16 protein-coding genes are annotated in these 14,811 nt (G+C 54.4%); 2 read left to right on the top strand and 14 right to left on the bottom strand.

Annotated features, from left to right (window positions below; all coding sequences use genetic code 11):
• Positions 1 to 57: 57 nt before the first annotated feature.
• The 8 genes from lnt to R1T41_RS08015 all read right to left on the bottom strand — a co-directional run bounded on the left by lnt (position 58) and on the right by R1T41_RS08015 (position 8,092).
• Positions 58 to 1,638 (bottom strand): apolipoprotein N-acyltransferase, encoded by a 1,581-nt coding sequence (gene lnt / locus R1T41_RS08050; RefSeq protein WP_317341123.1) that lies wholly within the window; start codon positions 1,636 to 1,638, stop codon positions 58 to 60.
• Entirely contained in the window at positions 1,631 to 2,572 is a 942-nt protein-coding gene (locus tag R1T41_RS08045; RefSeq protein WP_297015549.1) for a hemolysin family protein, read from the bottom strand. Before R1T41_RS08045 ends, lnt begins: the two co-directional genes overlap by 8 nt.
• A 35-nt stretch (positions 2,573 to 2,607) precedes the next feature.
• On the bottom strand, positions 2,608 to 3,210 hold the full coding sequence (gene ybeY, locus R1T41_RS08040; RefSeq protein WP_317341121.1) for an rRNA maturation RNase YbeY: 603 nt from the start codon (positions 3,208 to 3,210) through the stop codon (positions 2,608 to 2,610).
• Complete coding sequence (locus tag R1T41_RS08035; protein WP_317341119.1) at positions 3,194 to 4,288, bottom strand: PhoH family protein; 1,095 nt, start codon at positions 4,286 to 4,288, stop codon at positions 3,194 to 3,196. Before R1T41_RS08035 ends, ybeY begins: the two co-directional genes overlap by 17 nt.
• A complete protein-coding gene (miaB, locus tag R1T41_RS08030; protein ID WP_317341571.1) occupies positions 4,285 to 5,670 on the bottom strand; it encodes a tRNA (N6-isopentenyl adenosine(37)-C2)-methylthiotransferase MiaB in 1,386 nt (461 codons plus the stop codon). The genes R1T41_RS08035 and miaB overlap by 4 nt, the downstream gene beginning before the upstream one ends.
• 143 nt (positions 5,671 to 5,813) lie before the next feature.
• Positions 5,814 to 6,716 (bottom strand): lysophospholipid acyltransferase family protein, encoded by a 903-nt coding sequence (locus R1T41_RS08025; protein ID WP_062960269.1) that lies wholly within the window; start codon positions 6,714 to 6,716, stop codon positions 5,814 to 5,816.
• On the bottom strand, positions 6,713 to 7,504 hold the full coding sequence (locus tag R1T41_RS08020) for a GNAT family N-acetyltransferase (protein WP_082832775.1): 792 nt from the start codon (positions 7,502 to 7,504) through the stop codon (positions 6,713 to 6,715). The genes R1T41_RS08025 and R1T41_RS08020 overlap by 4 nt, the downstream gene beginning before the upstream one ends.
• Before the next feature lie 165 nt (positions 7,505 to 7,669).
• Complete coding sequence (locus R1T41_RS08015) at positions 7,670 to 8,092, bottom strand: Fur family transcriptional regulator (protein ID WP_062949922.1); 423 nt, start codon at positions 8,090 to 8,092, stop codon at positions 7,670 to 7,672.
• A gap of 196 nt (positions 8,093 to 8,288) precedes the next feature.
• On the opposite strand from R1T41_RS08015, the gene R1T41_RS08010 reads away from it, so the two are divergent.
• On the top strand, positions 8,289 to 8,534 hold the full coding sequence (locus R1T41_RS08010; RefSeq protein ID WP_062949924.1) for a sulfurtransferase TusA family protein: 246 nt from the start codon (positions 8,289 to 8,291) through the stop codon (positions 8,532 to 8,534).
• 104 nt (positions 8,535 to 8,638) lie between these two features.
• On the opposite strand, the gene R1T41_RS08005 is transcribed toward R1T41_RS08010, so the two are convergent.
• Both R1T41_RS08005 and tsaB read right to left on the bottom strand, forming a co-directional pair.
• On the bottom strand, positions 8,639 to 9,178 hold the full coding sequence (locus R1T41_RS08005) for a GNAT family N-acetyltransferase (protein ID WP_317341114.1): 540 nt from the start codon (positions 9,176 to 9,178) through the stop codon (positions 8,639 to 8,641).
• The gene (tsaB, locus tag R1T41_RS08000; protein ID WP_317341112.1) at positions 9,175 to 9,993 is read right to left on the bottom strand and encodes a tRNA (adenosine(37)-N6)-threonylcarbamoyltransferase complex dimerization subunit type 1 TsaB; all 819 of its coding nucleotides are present in this window, start codon (positions 9,991 to 9,993) and stop codon (positions 9,175 to 9,177) included. The genes R1T41_RS08005 and tsaB overlap by 4 nt, the downstream gene beginning before the upstream one ends.
• A 19-nt stretch (positions 9,994 to 10,012) precedes the next feature.
• On the opposite strand from tsaB, the gene ddpX reads away from it, so the two are divergent.
• Positions 10,013 to 10,570, top strand: a complete 558-nt coding sequence (gene ddpX / locus R1T41_RS07995; protein WP_097053369.1) for a D-alanyl-D-alanine dipeptidase — start codon at positions 10,013 to 10,015, stop codon at positions 10,568 to 10,570.
• 36 nt (positions 10,571 to 10,606) lie between these two features.
• Here the strand turns inward: ddpX and R1T41_RS07990 are convergent, their stop codons facing one another.
• From R1T41_RS07990 to R1T41_RS07975, 4 genes are all read right to left on the bottom strand, one after another.
• Positions 10,607 to 11,680, bottom strand: a complete 1,074-nt coding sequence (locus R1T41_RS07990; RefSeq protein WP_317341110.1) for a sn-glycerol-3-phosphate ABC transporter ATP-binding protein UgpC — start codon at positions 11,678 to 11,680, stop codon at positions 10,607 to 10,609.
• A 5-nt stretch (positions 11,681 to 11,685) separates the two neighbouring features.
• Complete coding sequence (locus R1T41_RS07985) at positions 11,686 to 12,540, bottom strand: carbohydrate ABC transporter permease (RefSeq protein ID WP_317341108.1); 855 nt, start codon at positions 12,538 to 12,540, stop codon at positions 11,686 to 11,688.
• Between the two features lie 2 nt (positions 12,541 to 12,542).
• Positions 12,543 to 13,472, bottom strand: coding sequence for a sugar ABC transporter permease (locus R1T41_RS07980; RefSeq protein WP_317341106.1), 930 nt, complete (start codon positions 13,470 to 13,472; stop codon positions 12,543 to 12,545).
• Between the two features lie 78 nt (positions 13,473 to 13,550).
• A complete protein-coding gene (locus tag R1T41_RS07975; RefSeq protein ID WP_097053373.1) occupies positions 13,551 to 14,795 on the bottom strand; it encodes an ABC transporter substrate-binding protein in 1,245 nt (414 codons plus the stop codon).
• Between the last annotated feature and the right edge of the window lie 16 nt (positions 14,796 to 14,811).

Raw genomic sequence — 14,811 nt, 5'->3', positions numbered from 1 at the left:
CACTCCGACCTACCCGCTCTTATTTTTGGTGGGACAATCAGGGAGCGGTTCGGTGCTTCACACAGCCGCTTTAAGGGATTTGAAAAACCCACTATATCCCAAAACGAGAACGGCTAGAAAGGTTACAATACCGTAAAATAGAATATCGCGCCACAAATAATATACCGTGGTATGGTTATACACCCCCGAAAGGGGGTGAACCATGACTCCCTCTCCACTTAAGGGGAGTGTCGCCAGTTCCCGTCCATATGCATCATACATTGCCGATACACCGGTATAGGCCGCCCGAACCATCGGACGCCCTTCTTCGACACTGCGAAACCGTGCAGCTGCCAGATGCTGATAAGGGCCGGCACTTTTGCCAAACCAGCCATCATTGGTCACATTTAGCAACCAGTCGGGCTGATTGGCATCGTCAATAACCGCACCCGGGAAGATCACCTCATAACAAATCAGGGGCGAGAAACTCGGCAAACCTGCAATATCAAGTGTCTGCGGTCCCGGCCCAAAAGAGAAATCAGTGCGTCCTGCCGTCAGTTTCGGGATCGGTATCCAGTTGCGGAACGGCACGTACTCGCCAAATGGGACGAGGTGGAACTTGTCGAAACTCGCAACAATCTCACCGGTACTGTCGAGAACCTGAACCGCGTTCCAAACTTTGAATTCATCCGTATCCCGCGGATAGGTTCGTGGAGCCCCGGTAACCAGAATATCACCAGGTCCGAGAACCGATGCCATCTGCAACCTGCGTACCGGTTGGGCTTCGACAAAAAATGTCGCAGCAGTTTCGGGCCAGATCACGATACGTCTGCGGGCCGGCGCCATATCGGCGGGGCGACGCGACAGTCGCAGCAGTTTTGCAAAATGCTGATCCTGAAGTTCCGGTACCCACTTTTCACGCTGCGGGATATTGGGCTGCACGACCTGCACCACAGGCAAATCTTCAGAAACGGCAGCCTCGGCATCCGCTGGTCCCACGAGAGCAAGGCGAAGCGCACCACCACCCCACAACAGCACTGCAATCATGATGCCCGCAAAAGCTGTCAATCGCCCGGCACGTCCTGCAACGAAAGTCGCAGGCAAAGTCGCAAAGAGGCCCGTGATCACCGATAGTCCATAAACCCCGATGATTGAGGCAAATTGCATCGGAGCCGGATCGACCGCCCAGACATGGGCCAGCAGGTTCCAGGGGAAACCGGTCATCAGATGGCCGCGAAGGAATTCACCAACCGCCCACAAAGCTGCCAGCATCACAGCACGCCCGATAATTTCGCGCGTCAGCCACCAGCTCGCCCAAACGGCAACCATCGGAAAGATCGCAAGCCCGCCCCCCAGTCCGAGCAAGACAAACGGGATCATCCAGCCATAGATTTCCGGCTCGACCAGAAAGGCATGACTGACCCAGTAAAAACCGGCGGCAAAATGTCCGGTTCCGAACCACCAACCCGCCGAAAGCGCGCCTTTGTTGCATTTAACGCCGTCAAGCGACCAAAGCAGCACGGCAAAAGCTATCGGAAGGGCCGGTAAAAAGAAGAAAGGCGGCAACGCCAATACCGCAACCGCCCCGGACACCAGCCACAAAAAACGCCTGCGCCAACCCGTAAGGTTGGCCAGACGCACCGCCAGTCTATCAATCATTGGATGATCCCTGTTTGGAACTTTCGTCACTGATCACTGCCGGTTCCGTGCGGATCAGGTGAATGCGCAAGCGCCGGATACGGCGTGGATCGGCATCAAGAACCTCGAACTGGATACCGGTCGGATGCTCGATCAGTTCGCCTCGCGCGGGAACACGCCCCGCCAGCGAAAAGACCAACCCACCCAGCGTATCGATATCTTCGTCCTCATCCTCGTCCAGCAGGCCAAAACCCAGCTTTTCCTCCAGGTCCTCGACCTCGTAACGCGCATCGGCAATATAGCAGCCATCCGAAAGGCGGATCAGCTTAGGTGTCTGGTCAATGTCGTGCTCGTCGTCAATTTCGCCGACAATTTCCTCGACCAGATCCTCGATGGTGATCAGGCCATCGATACCGCCAAACTCGTCAACCACCAGCGCCATATGCGTCCGCGACAGACGCATTTCCGATAACAGGTCGAGGACACGGATCGCAGGCGACACGAACAGCACCCGGCGCAACAGGGTCTGCAGCTGGAATTCCTTGCCCGCCGCAACGCAGCCCAAAACATCCTTGATATGGACCATACCAACGATTTCATCGATAGACTCGCCATAAACCGGCAGACGGGAATGTGCCTTTTTCACCATCACCTCGACCAGTTCGTCGAGGGTGATGCTTTTTTCGACCGCTACAATATCGGCGCGCGGGATCATCACATCTTCGGCGGTCATATCGCGAAGGGCGATGATATTTTCAAAAAGCGACCGTTCATGAAGCGAGACGGGCTCATCATCTTCTTCACTACGTTCGGCAAGCTCTTCAAGCGTATCGGAAAGCGATGCTTCGCCGTTTCGCGCTTTGCCGCGCTTAAGGCCCAATGCCGATGCGACATTGCCCCATAAGGACCCGTTATCCGAATCCTGACCATTATCCCCGCCTTGGCGAGGGCTCATACTGTCGTGGTCGTCGTCGCGCTGACTATTCTCGTTCATTGTCCTGTTTCGATATCTTGATCTTCGATCGGTTCATAGGGATCATCAATCCCCAGTGCGGCAAGAATTTGCCGTTCAAGTTCTTCCATCTCTTCGGCTTCATCATCAACCATATGATCATAGCCGACAAGATGCAGCGTGCCATGCACCGTCAGATGAACAAGATGATTTATCAGTGTCTTGTTCTGTTCAAAGGCTTCACGTTCGCATGTTTCACGTGCAATGACGATATCACCCAGCATCAGGGGCATATCAGGTGACATCATGAAATCTGCCGCATCATCCGCACTTTCAAGTGCTGCGAACGATAAAACATTGGTCGGGTTGTCCTTGCCGCGATAATCGCGGTTCAATATCCGGACCGATGCATCGTCCGATAGCCGAACACCAACTTCGACCACGGGTGCAATGCTCAGAAGTGATGCGCCATCTCCTTCGTCGGATGTTCCATCGGTTGGAACGGCATCTTCTTCCCAAAGCGCACGCTCACGCGCAGCGCCATCAAGTGCCGCACGCACAGCGTTTTCAATCGCATCAATCTCGGTCTTGGCCCAATTGCCGGCTTCAACATCAAGGTCCAGATCAAGCTGTGCGGTCATCGCCCTGATCCTCGTCCTTGATCCCGCGATAGCCTTTTTTCAGGCGGTCGCGCAAGGCATCTGCTGCGTCATAGGCCTGAACAATCTTGGTCACCAGTGCGTGACGAACCACATCGCGTTGATCAAACTTGATCGTCGCAACACCTTTGACATCCGCAATGGTTTCAAGCGCATCCCGCAAGCCGGATTTGGTACCATCGGGCAAATCGACCTGTGTCAGGTCACCTGTCACCACCATCCGCGATCCTTCGCCAAGGCGGGTCAGGAACATTTTCATCTGCATGGCTGTCGTGTTCTGCGCTTCGTCCAGAATAACAAAGGCATGTGCAAGCGTACGGCCTCGCATGAAGGCAAGCGGTGCGACTTCAATCTCGCCGCTCTCCATGCGCTTGATAACAACATCGCCCGGAAGAGTATCATGCAGCGCATCATAAAGTGGGCGCAGATAAGGATCGACCTTGTCCTTCAGATCGCCGGGCAGGAAGCCAAGCCGTTCGCCAGCCTCGACCGCCGGACGTGACAGAACGATACGGTCAACCTGCCCCTGAATAAGCGACTGAACCGCCATTGCGACCGCCAGATAGGTTTTCCCGGTACCGGCCGGACCAATACCAAAGACCAGCTCGTGATCAAGCATCGCCTCGACATAATCCTTCTGGCGTTTGGATCGCGGCGAAATCCGGCGTTTCTTGGTCTGGATGGTCAGGCGCGATCCGCCAAACATATCCTTGGTCTGGCCGGTCCAAGGATCGGCTTCATCAGGTTCGGACAGTCGAATCGCACCGTCGACCGTTTCAACATCGACATGGTCAATTTCCTTGTCCCGCAGACGCGCGTAAAGCTGCCCCAGAACCTTTTTGGCCTGGGCTACTTTGGGACCCTGCCCTGCAAGGGTTACGACCGACCCGCGACTGGAAATCTGAACACCGGTGCCTTCGGAAAGGCGAGTCAGGTTTTCGGCTTGTGGCCCGTATAAAAGCTGAGCAAGCGCATTATCTGCAAATTCGATCTGATCGGTATCCTTGGTCGAAGACTTGGCTTTTGCCGTGTTTTTTGCCTTTGCTGAGGTGGCAGTCACGCAATTTTCCTTTCAGAATCCCGGTTTTGAACCGGGGCATCGACCAGTTCACCGCCAAGGGAATTAGGCAGCGCTTCGGTGATTTTCAACCTTACTATTTGTCCCAATGAGGATTCCGGTAAACCGCTAACATGTACCGGCTGCATGTACGGGCTTTTTCCGACAAGCTGTCCCTCAAGTTTGCCATAACGTTCCAGCAGGACATCCATTTCCCGGCCAAGGCAGTTTCGATTGAATTCCAGCTGCTGCTCGGCAAGAAGCGCCTGCAAACGCATGATCCGTTCGGTCTTTACCGGTTCGGGAACCTGCAATTCCATGGCCGATGCCGGGGTGCCAGGACGTGGGCTGTATTTAAAGCTGAACGCCTGAATGAAGGTAATATCACGCACCATCTGCATCGTGTCCTCAAAATCCTTGTCGGATTCGCCGGGGAAACCCACGATGAAATCGGATGACAACGCAAGATCGGGGCAGGCATCTTTGAGTTTAGCAACGATTTCTCGATAAGACGCGCCATCATGTTTGCGGTTCATCGCCTGCAACACACGATCCGATCCCGCCTGAATGGGAAGATGCAGAAACGGCATCAGTTTTGGCAGGTCACGATGGGCTGCAATCAAATCATCATCAACATCGCGCGGGTGCGAGGTGGTGTAACGGATGCGATCCAGTCCATCGATCTCGGACAATTCGCGTAACACACGGCCAAGCGTCCACTCTCCACCGTTCGGGGCTTCGCCATGATAGGCATTGACGTTCTGCCCCAGAAGGGTGATTTCGCGCGCGCCCTTGCCAACAAGCTGTCGGGCTTCATTAACGACATCCATGCCCGGACGGGAATATTCCGCACCGCGGGTATAAGGCACAACACAGAAGGTGCAGAATTTATCGCATCCTTCCTGAATTGCCAGAAAAGCTGAATAGCCCTGCCTTGAAACCTGTTGGGGCAGATGATCGAACTTTTCCTCCGCCGGGAAATCGGTATCGATGATGCGATCACGCCCGATGGCACGATTGGCGCGTGCCACCATTTCCGGCAAACGATGATAGGTTTGCGGCCCGAACACCATATCAACCATCGGCTCGCGACGCATCAATTCGGCACCTTCGGCCTGCGCAACACAACCGGCAACGGCGACAATCATCTTGTCCGTTCCGTTCGCTTCCTTGGCTTTTTTGTGTTTGCGGATACGACCCAGATCGGAAAAGACCTTTTCAGAAGCCTTTTCGCGGATGTGGCAGGTATTGAGAATAACCATATCCGCACCTGCGGCGTCGTCGACCGGCTGGTAGCCCAGCGGCGCCAATACATCCTGCATGCGCTGACTGTCATAAACATTCATCTGACAGCCATAGGTTTTTACAAAAAGCTTCTTCGTCACACTCACTTCTGGATCCGTTTTTGCTTTCCCGAATACGCCGAAAAGCGGTGTGAAAGCTCACACCGCAGAACGGACATCTTCGATATCTGAAATTCCGGTTACATGAAACCCAATTCACACAACCCGATTATATGGCAAAACGGTCAGGAACCGAACTGACGATCAGGTCCGAACAAACGAAAGTCTTCGGAAACAATGGCCAGCGGCGAAAAACCGATCAGGTCACCCGAACGTCCATTATCAATCAGCGGAACCGGAACGCCCTGATGCATGCCGGTCAGTGCTGCGTGATGTCCACGCGCAACAGCTGTTTCACACATCCGGGCAAGTTCCTTGCGTGACCCGGCATCTGCCAGCGTCACAGGCGGATGAACAACCAGCTCAACCGTTACTTTGCCAAGCGCCAGAAACTGCCACAAATGCGGCGCCAAGTCCATATCCCCGTACCAGGAATAGAATGCCCGTAAATCACGCCCGATCGGTGCACCGTCAAGACGGGTGGCGGCAATCGAAACCGGTTGGACTTTTACTGGCGATCCATCAGGCATGGTGCGTTCGGCAACACCAAACAGGGTCGATTTGAACGGCAGCACACGGTTGCCGTCGTTGCTGGTGCCTTCCGGGAACAGGATCAGCTTATGCCCGTCGGCAAGACGCTGGGAAATCTGGTCATTCTGTTCGCGTGCACGAACCGGACGACGTTCGACAAAGGTGGATCGCTGCAACTTGGCAAGTGTTCCAAAAACCGGCCAGCTGGCGACCTCGGTCTTGGCAATGAAACTGCCACGAACCAAAGCCCCCAGCACCGGAATATCAAGGTAAGATGCGTGATTAGCCACAATCACACCCGGCCCATCCATCAACTCTGCCCCGGAAACCCGAAGCTCGATATGCAGGATTTTGAGGCAAAGTGCATGATAAACCCGCGGCAGGTCATCAGCCAATCGCAGTCGAAATGCAATCGCCATCACCTGAACCGGGATCAGGATCAAAGTCAGCAGAGCATAGGCCAACAGCCGGATGGCTGCACACGCATAACAGTTCACGATACCCTCGCGGTCCGCTCATAATGCTTGTAGTAACGATCCGTTACCTTTTCCGTCGGTAACACAATGCAGATGTCAGTGGTATTGAACTGATGATCAATCACCGCACCGTCACCAACGAAACCACCCAATCGCAGATAGCCTTTGATCAATGGCGGCAGATCGCGAAGCGCCTGGCGGGCGTCAATTGCGTCGATAGTCGTACGCGCCATTGGTTCGTACCGACCTTCGACCGCACGCGGGCGCATTTCTTCGGGTGCCAGATGGTTGTGATGCAGATAGGTCAGAACATCACCAAACGCATCCGGATCGGTGCCATGGAACGATGCGCAACCAAACATCAGTTTGATATCGTATTTGAAGACATAGGCCGCAATTCCCTGCCAGAGGAGTTGCAGAGTCGGCATGGTGCGGTAGGCTTCCTCGACACAGGAACGACCAAGTTCCATGATCTCGCCATTGCCCTGTGCCGCATCAAGCATCGACTGGATGTGATATTCATCTGCGCTGTAAAAGCCACCGTGCTGATTGGCAACCGACTGACGCAACAGGCGATAGGTTCCAACAACACCGTCAGGTCCCTGTCCGCGATTATGATCGATTACCAGCAGGTGGTCGCACAAAGGATCGTAGTGGTCAAAGTCGCGCTCGGCCGCAGCCATTTCTGCGCTGGGTTTTGCCCCACGCTCCTCATAGAACACCTTGTAGCGAAGTTTCTGGCTGGCGAGGATTTCGTCCTCGGTTTCGGCGAGGCGTACCTCTAGCCGCTGCTGTCGATCGTCGCTCATCGCAACTCCCTTTCGTTCATCTGCGCAGATTTTGCGCAAGTTTCGCATCAGGGGCGAGTGAAGGCTTTGTTAAGAACGCGTAACAGGAATATGAAAAACCACCCGCTCTTGTCGAGCGGGTGGCTTGAAATCTGCGATTTTCGCAACCGGTTTGTCAGAAATCGGTTACTTTTCGTCTTTCATCGGAACGCCGTAAAGCTCCAGACGATGACCAACAAGCTTGAAACCAAGCTCTTTGGCGATCTCTTCCTGAAGCTTTTCGATTTTTTCGTTCGAAAATTCGATCACCTTACCCGACCGCATGTCGATGAGATGATCATGATGTTCCTCGGTCAGTTCCTCGTAACGCGCACGGCCATCGCCGAAATCGTGTTTTTCGAGAATATCCGCCTCTTCAAAAAGGCGAACGGTCCGATAAACGGTCGCAATCGAAATCTTCGGGTCAATTTCCGTCGCCCGGCGATAAACGAGCTCCACATCGGGATGATCTTCTGATTCCGACAGGACTCGGGCAATTACCCGGCGTTGGCCGGTCATTTTCAGACCCGCGTCGATGCACTTCTGCTCGATGGTTGATTCTGCAAGCATAGTCTTGTTTCTCGTTTCCGGTTCCGCCTGTCCCCAAGCCAGGATGCTCCCAGGCTTTTGCTCTCATGTGGGCTAAATATCGAGAAAACTGTCACATATCGCAAGGTACAAATCGCGATATTTTGTTCTCTCCGGCTTGCCTCCCGCCCTATGAAACGCTACTTCACGTTTCCGGTGCCCGATCAGGAGACAGCATATGGACGACACCACGCCCGACCATAAGATTGACATCACAAACGATGTCTGCCCGATGACATTTGTTCGCACCCGGTTGAAACTCGAAACCATGACACAAGGCCAGATTCTGGAAGTCACACTGGGCGCAGGCGAACCATTAAAAAACGTTCCGCGTTCCGTCACCGAAATGGGCGACACAGTCATCGATATTGTCGAACTTGCCAACGCCCCGGAAACATATCGGGTAACCATCCGCAAGGGATGAAACCGATCCGGTGCGCCGTCATCGGCGCTTAGACTATAACAGCTTGGCAGTCAAAACCACACATTTGATGTGGATATATCAAAATAGAATGCATCCAGCTTGCATCAAACATTCCAGCCCAAAACACAAGTTCCAAGATCACGTTCCATAACAAGTGCATCTACCTCGCGGCCGGACTTGCGGCGATAGTATTTTTTACGCCGCCCGATCTCGGTAAAGCCGCAATGACGATAAAGCACAATCGCCGGAGCGTTATCCTCGGCAACCTCCAGCAGGACACGACCGACACCGGTTTCACGCAACCGCTCGAAGACCGCAAACAGCAGCTTTCTGGCCACACCGCGTTTACGGGCTTCTTTGGCTACAACGATGGTGTTGATTTCCGCCTCGTCCAGCACCGCCTGCATCTGAATAAAACCAAGCGGCGTATCAAGCTGGTTTTCCACCTCGTTTCCCGGTGCAAAGGCCAGAAGTCCGAAAGCACCGGGAACATCAAGCAGCGCAATCATCTCGTCTGCCGACCAGTGATCCTGATCTTCGAACCCTTCGGCATGAAGCGCACTGGCAACAGGGCAAAACGCCGCCGTCAGGGGAACGATTTCAATCCTGTCCACAAGTTCCGGCTGACGGGAAGAATGAATCATCCTTCGTCTGCCTGTCTGTTTTTTGCCGGTCCCTGATCCTCGATACGGCGCGCATCGGGCGCACGCAGATACATCGGCACCGGTGGAAGGTTTTCATCCGTCCCCCAACGTGCCGCGGCAATCCGTGCCACATTTCCTGCCCGCGGAAGGCCGGGTGCGGTGCAATCATAAAACGCATCAGGCGCATGGGCAGCGGCGGTCAAAAGGCGCGGGGTCGCATCACCGGCCAGAAGCGTATCACCGGGTGGCGCCATCATCAGTGCCTGTCGCGGAGCAACACATTCCGGTGCACTTAACGGACGTTTCTTGCCATCAAAAGCCTGGGCGAAAATCTCGTTCCGCTTGCTGTCGAGTGCGACCAGAATATTGCGTCCCTGCTGATCGCGTTCGGAAACCCCATAAGCCACCGCCTCAAGCGAACTGACACCGACCACCGGAATTTTGCGCGCCAGTCCCAGTGCACGCGCGGTCGAAAGCCCGATCCGCATGCCAGTAAAGGCCCCGGGTCCAACGGTCACGGCGATGCCGTCAACCTCGTCGAACGTGATGCTTGCCTGGCTAAGGCTTTCGGTAATGAAGCCCATCAGGTTTTCGGCCTGACCGCGTTCCATGTCTTCGTAAAGCTCGCCCTTGACCACGCCATTGATCAGAACGGCTGTTGAAAGCGATGTTGACGCAGTATCGATTGCCAAAAGCGTCGGGCCTGTTTTTTCAATGGCCCCGGATGGCATTTGCGATGCGGTGTGATCTGCGCTATGGGGATTGCTGCGCAACTGACCGGTAAGCATCTTTTTGATGTAATCGGTAAACGACAAGAATAGGGGGCCTCCGGCAATGGCGCTGGTCGAAATTACGCCACAAGAATATGATGTCGAAATCGATATTGTTTATGCCACGGATCGCAATTTCACCGGGGCAACAATTTATTCACGGCCTGCCTGCTATCTTCATCGCGATGCGGCCGACTGCCTGAAAAAGGCTGTCGCCATGGCACGACGTCACGGGAAACGCATTCGCATTCTGGATGCTTTCCGCCCACAAGAAGCCCAGAGGGCCCTTTGGAACCATACACCCAATCCCGATTTCATCGCCAATCCCGATATTGGATCGCCACATGGCCGTGGTGTGGCCATTGATCTAACGCTGTTGGACGAAAACGGCAAGGAACTGGATATGGGGGCAGGGTTTGACGAAATGCATATCCGGTCCTATCACGGGGCGGACGGGCTTTCAAAAGACGCTGAAGCCAATCGTTTGCTGTTGCTTGGCATTATGGTCAGCGCCGGGTTCGAATATTACGATCATGAATGGTGGCACTATCAGTTACCCAACGCGCGCAGCAAATACCCGCTGTTTTCGGACAGTTCCCTGCCACAAAGCATGATGAAATAATATCGGATAGATTCCCCGAATGCGGAATTGATCAATCTAGAGAATTGCGCGTCCGCTTTCAGGATCAAATAGCGACACACGTGCCCCGTCAATCATGATCCGCGCATCAGTGCCGGAACTGAAATGCTGTTCGGGGCCGGTGCGCGCGGTGACTTCCGATCCGGCAACCGCAAGACGGACATACTGATCCGGTCCGGTCGGCTCAGCCAGAAGCACCCGTGCATTGGCCCCAAGATCGTCAAACATCAGATGTTCGGGACGCGCGCCCAAGGTCAGGGGCTGCCCGATCAGATCACATGAGCGGGTAGGCAAATTTGCCAAAGGCAACTGACCAGACCCACCATCGAATGCAATACCGTCGCCATCCTGTACCAGCTTGCCATCAATGAAATTCATGGTCGGGGCCCCGACGAAACTGGCGACAAATTTGTTGGCCGGCCGGCGATAGACATTTTCCGGTGTATCGGCCTGTTGAATGGCCCCCTTGTCCAGTACCACCACCTTGGTTGCCAGCGTCATGGCTTCGATCTGGTCATGGGTGACATAGACTATTGTCCGGCCAAGCCGTTCATGCAGGCGTTTCAGTTCCACACGCATATCGGCACGCAATTTGGCATCAAGATTCGATAACGGTTCATCAAACAGGAAAACCGATGGTTCGCGCACCAGCGCACGGCCGATTGCCACACGCTGCTGCTGGCCACCGGACAATTGCGATGGTTTGCGATCCAAAAGCGGGGTGATTTGCAAAAGTTCACCGATTTCATCGACCCGTTTTTCGATATCGGCCTTGGGCATACCGCGCATTTTAAGGCTAAAACCGATATTCCTGCGAACCGACATGGTCGGATACAGCGCATAGGACTGAAACACCATCGCGATATCGCGTTCGTCGGGTTCCAGTTCTGTCACATCCCGCCCGGCGATGTGAATTGCCCCACCGGTAACGGGTTCCAAACCGGCAATCATATTCAGGATCGTCGATTTTCCACAACCCGATGGCCCCAGCAGAACCAGAAACGCGCCATCCTCGATTTCGAGATTGATGTCCTTCATTACGGTCAGACCGGCATAGGCCTTGGTCACACCACGTAATTCAACGCCGTTCATTTCCGTTATCCTTTCACTGCACCAGCCGCAATTCCGCGAACAAACAACCGCCCCGACAGCAGATAAACCGCCAGTGTCGGAAGCGCTGTCAGCATGGTGGCAGCCATATCCACGTTATATTCCTTTGCGCCGAACTGCGATCCGACAAGGTTGTTAAGCGCAACCGTCATCGGCTGTCCGGATCGCCCGCCAAAGGTCAGGCCCAGCAGAAAATCGTTCCAGATGTATGTGAATTGCAAAATCATCGCGACGCCTAGGATCGGCAACGACAGGGGCAACATCACATGCCAGAACAAGGGCCAGAATCCCGCCCCGTCAATCCGGGCGGCTTTCAGCAGATCCTGCGGAACGGTTTTGAAAAAGTTTCGAAACATCATGGTGGTAAAGGCGACACCCCAGATGACATGCACCAGAACAAGTCCCGGAATTGAGCCAAATATCCCCAATTCACGCACCATGATGATCAGGGGATAAAGTGTGACCTGAGGCGGGATGAACATGCCGATCAGAAGGGCGGCAAACATCAGATTGGCGCCGCGCATCTTCCACGCTGCCAGGGCATAACCCGTCACCGCACCAAGCCCGACCGATAAAAACAGGGCCGGAATGACGATTTTGACCGATGTCAGGAAAGACGATGACAAACCACCGCAATCCTCACCCACAGTCTGGGTACAATCGCCAAACCATGCCTCGCCCCATGCGTCAAAATTTGGTTCTGCCGGCAGAGTAAAGATACTGCCGTCGCGGATTTCATCCATCGATTTCAGCGACGTCGAAACCATGATGAAGACCGGCGCCAAAATCATCAGGGCCGCGATCCCCAGCATCGCGTAAAGCGCAACACGGTTATATCGCATGGTCAATGCCCTCCGCCGTCGCGTGCTTTGCGCAATTCAAAATGGATATAGGGCGAAATGACTGCGATCACGGTACAAAGCAAAACAAACGCACCTGCCGCGCCAAGGCCCAGTTCCTGCCGGTTCAGGATATGATCGACCACAAATTTCGCCGGCAAATCCGATGAAAAGCCCGGACCACCACCCGTCAGGGCGACAACAAGGTCAAAGGCTTTCATGACAATCGCGCTCATCAGGATAAAGACCGTAAAAAACACGGTCCGCATCATCGGCGTAATCACATGCAGATAGACCCGCCAGACCGGGATGCCATCCACCCGGGATGCTTTCCAGATATTGGGGTCGACATTACGCAACCCCGCCAAAAACAGTGCCATGCACAGCCCGACCTGTTGCCAGATCCCAGCAATTGCCAGCGTATAAATCGACCGGTCCTGTCGCACAATCCAGTTGAATTCAAACGTGGTCCAGCCCAGTTCGCGCACTGCATCCTGAAGACCCAGCCCCGGATTCATCACCCATTGCCAGATGACACCGGTAACGATGAAAGACATCGAAAGCGGCAGCATGAAAACCGTGCGAAACATGCCTTCGGCCTTGACCCCGCGATCAATCAGGATCGCCAGCAAATAGCCGAAAACAATACATCCACCGATAAACAGGAAGCCGTGGATGGCGATATTCTGCATCGCCGTCCACCAGCGTTCATTAGCAAACAGACGCACATATTGATCAAACCCAGTAAATTTATAAACCGGTAACAAACGCGAACGCGTCAGCGAGATCACAAAGGTCCAGATGATAAAACCATAGAAACAGACGATGGTAATCGTCATGGCAGGAATCAGCGCCATTTTTGCCGTCCATTGCGGACGCCAGCGCCATCTGCCGTCGTGCGAAGTCTTCAACGCACCCTGTGCCGGTTCGGCCATGAATAATCTCGCTTCTTTGTAAAGGCGCCGCTGCATGAGGCAGCGGCGCACCTGCAAAGTCGTGTCATTCCATCTGCCTTATTTGGCGTAGGAAATCGCCTGACGGAATTCTTCCTGTCCCTGTTCCGGGCTCATGTCAGCACTGTTCCAGAAATTGGAGATACTGTCATCAATTGCCCCGGAAACGGCACTGGGAACGCCAAACAGTCCGGTACTGACCAGATGGGTTTTCTTGTCCTGCAATGTTGCCATGGCTTTTTGTGCACAGGCATCGAAACTGTCACCCGACACGTCAAGAAGGGCAGGGATCGAGCCCTTTTTCTTGTTAAAGGCAATCTGAACATCGGGTTCAAGCATGACCTCGGCCATCTTTTGCTGGGCAGCCTGGGCTTCGTCACCGTCCATGGCGGAAAAGGCAAAGGCATCAACCGTCATGATATAGGCGGTATCAATAGCCGGGGCGAAGGCGCAGCCAACCGTTGTACCCGGTTCGACCCCGGCAGCAATGATTTCACCTTTGGCCCAGTCGCCCATAAACTGAAACGCCGCATCGCCGCGAATGACCATATTGGTCGCCTCGTTCCAGTTCCGGCCCGGGCTTGCTTCATCGACAAAGGGTTTAAGCGCTGCAAAGGTTTCAAACACCTTGCGCATGGTGTCGGATGCCAAAAGTTCATTATCCAGCGTGCTGTATAGCTGGGCGTAAAATTCACGTCCGCCAACACCCAGAAGGACACTGTTAAACAGGATACGTTCCTGCCACGGCTGCCCGCCAAGACCGATCGGGACAATGCCCGCATCTTCAAGCTTTTTGGCCGCATCAATAAATTCCGGCCAGCTTTTTGGCACCTCGATCCCGGCTTTTTCAAGCGCTTCGGTATTGTAAAACATCCAGTTTTCACCGTGGATGTTGATCGGCGCCGCGATGTAATCACCATCATATTTTGCCGCCTGAACGATCAGCGGCGGCAGCTTTTCATCCCAGTTTTCTTCCTCGGCCACCGCATTCACATCGGCCAAAAGCCCCTGGTCGGCCAGTTCACGCAATTGCTGCCCGATGGAAAACTGGAAAACAGTCGCCGGATCGCCGCCCAGCATGCGGTTGACCGCAGCCGCGCGGGCATTGCCGCCACCGGCAATCGGTGTATCGACCCATTTGCCGCCCTGCGCCTCGAAAGCCGCACGAATTTCGCCCAAGGCAGCCTGCTCGCTGCCCGAGGTCCACCAGTGCAGAACTTCGGCTGTCTGGGCGTGAAGCGCACCGACAGAAACACCGGCGCTCAGAAATGTCGCGAGTGCTGCGACCTTTGAAAATTTCTTCATAACGGATGTCCTCCCT

Source organism: Thalassospira lucentensis, assembly GCF_032921865.1.
GTDB classification, from domain to species: domain Bacteria; phylum Pseudomonadota; class Alphaproteobacteria; order Rhodospirillales; family Thalassospiraceae; genus Thalassospira; species Thalassospira lucentensis_A.
The sequence above is the reverse complement of the archived record's forward strand: the minus strand, read 5'-3'. Positions and strand labels throughout refer to the sequence as shown.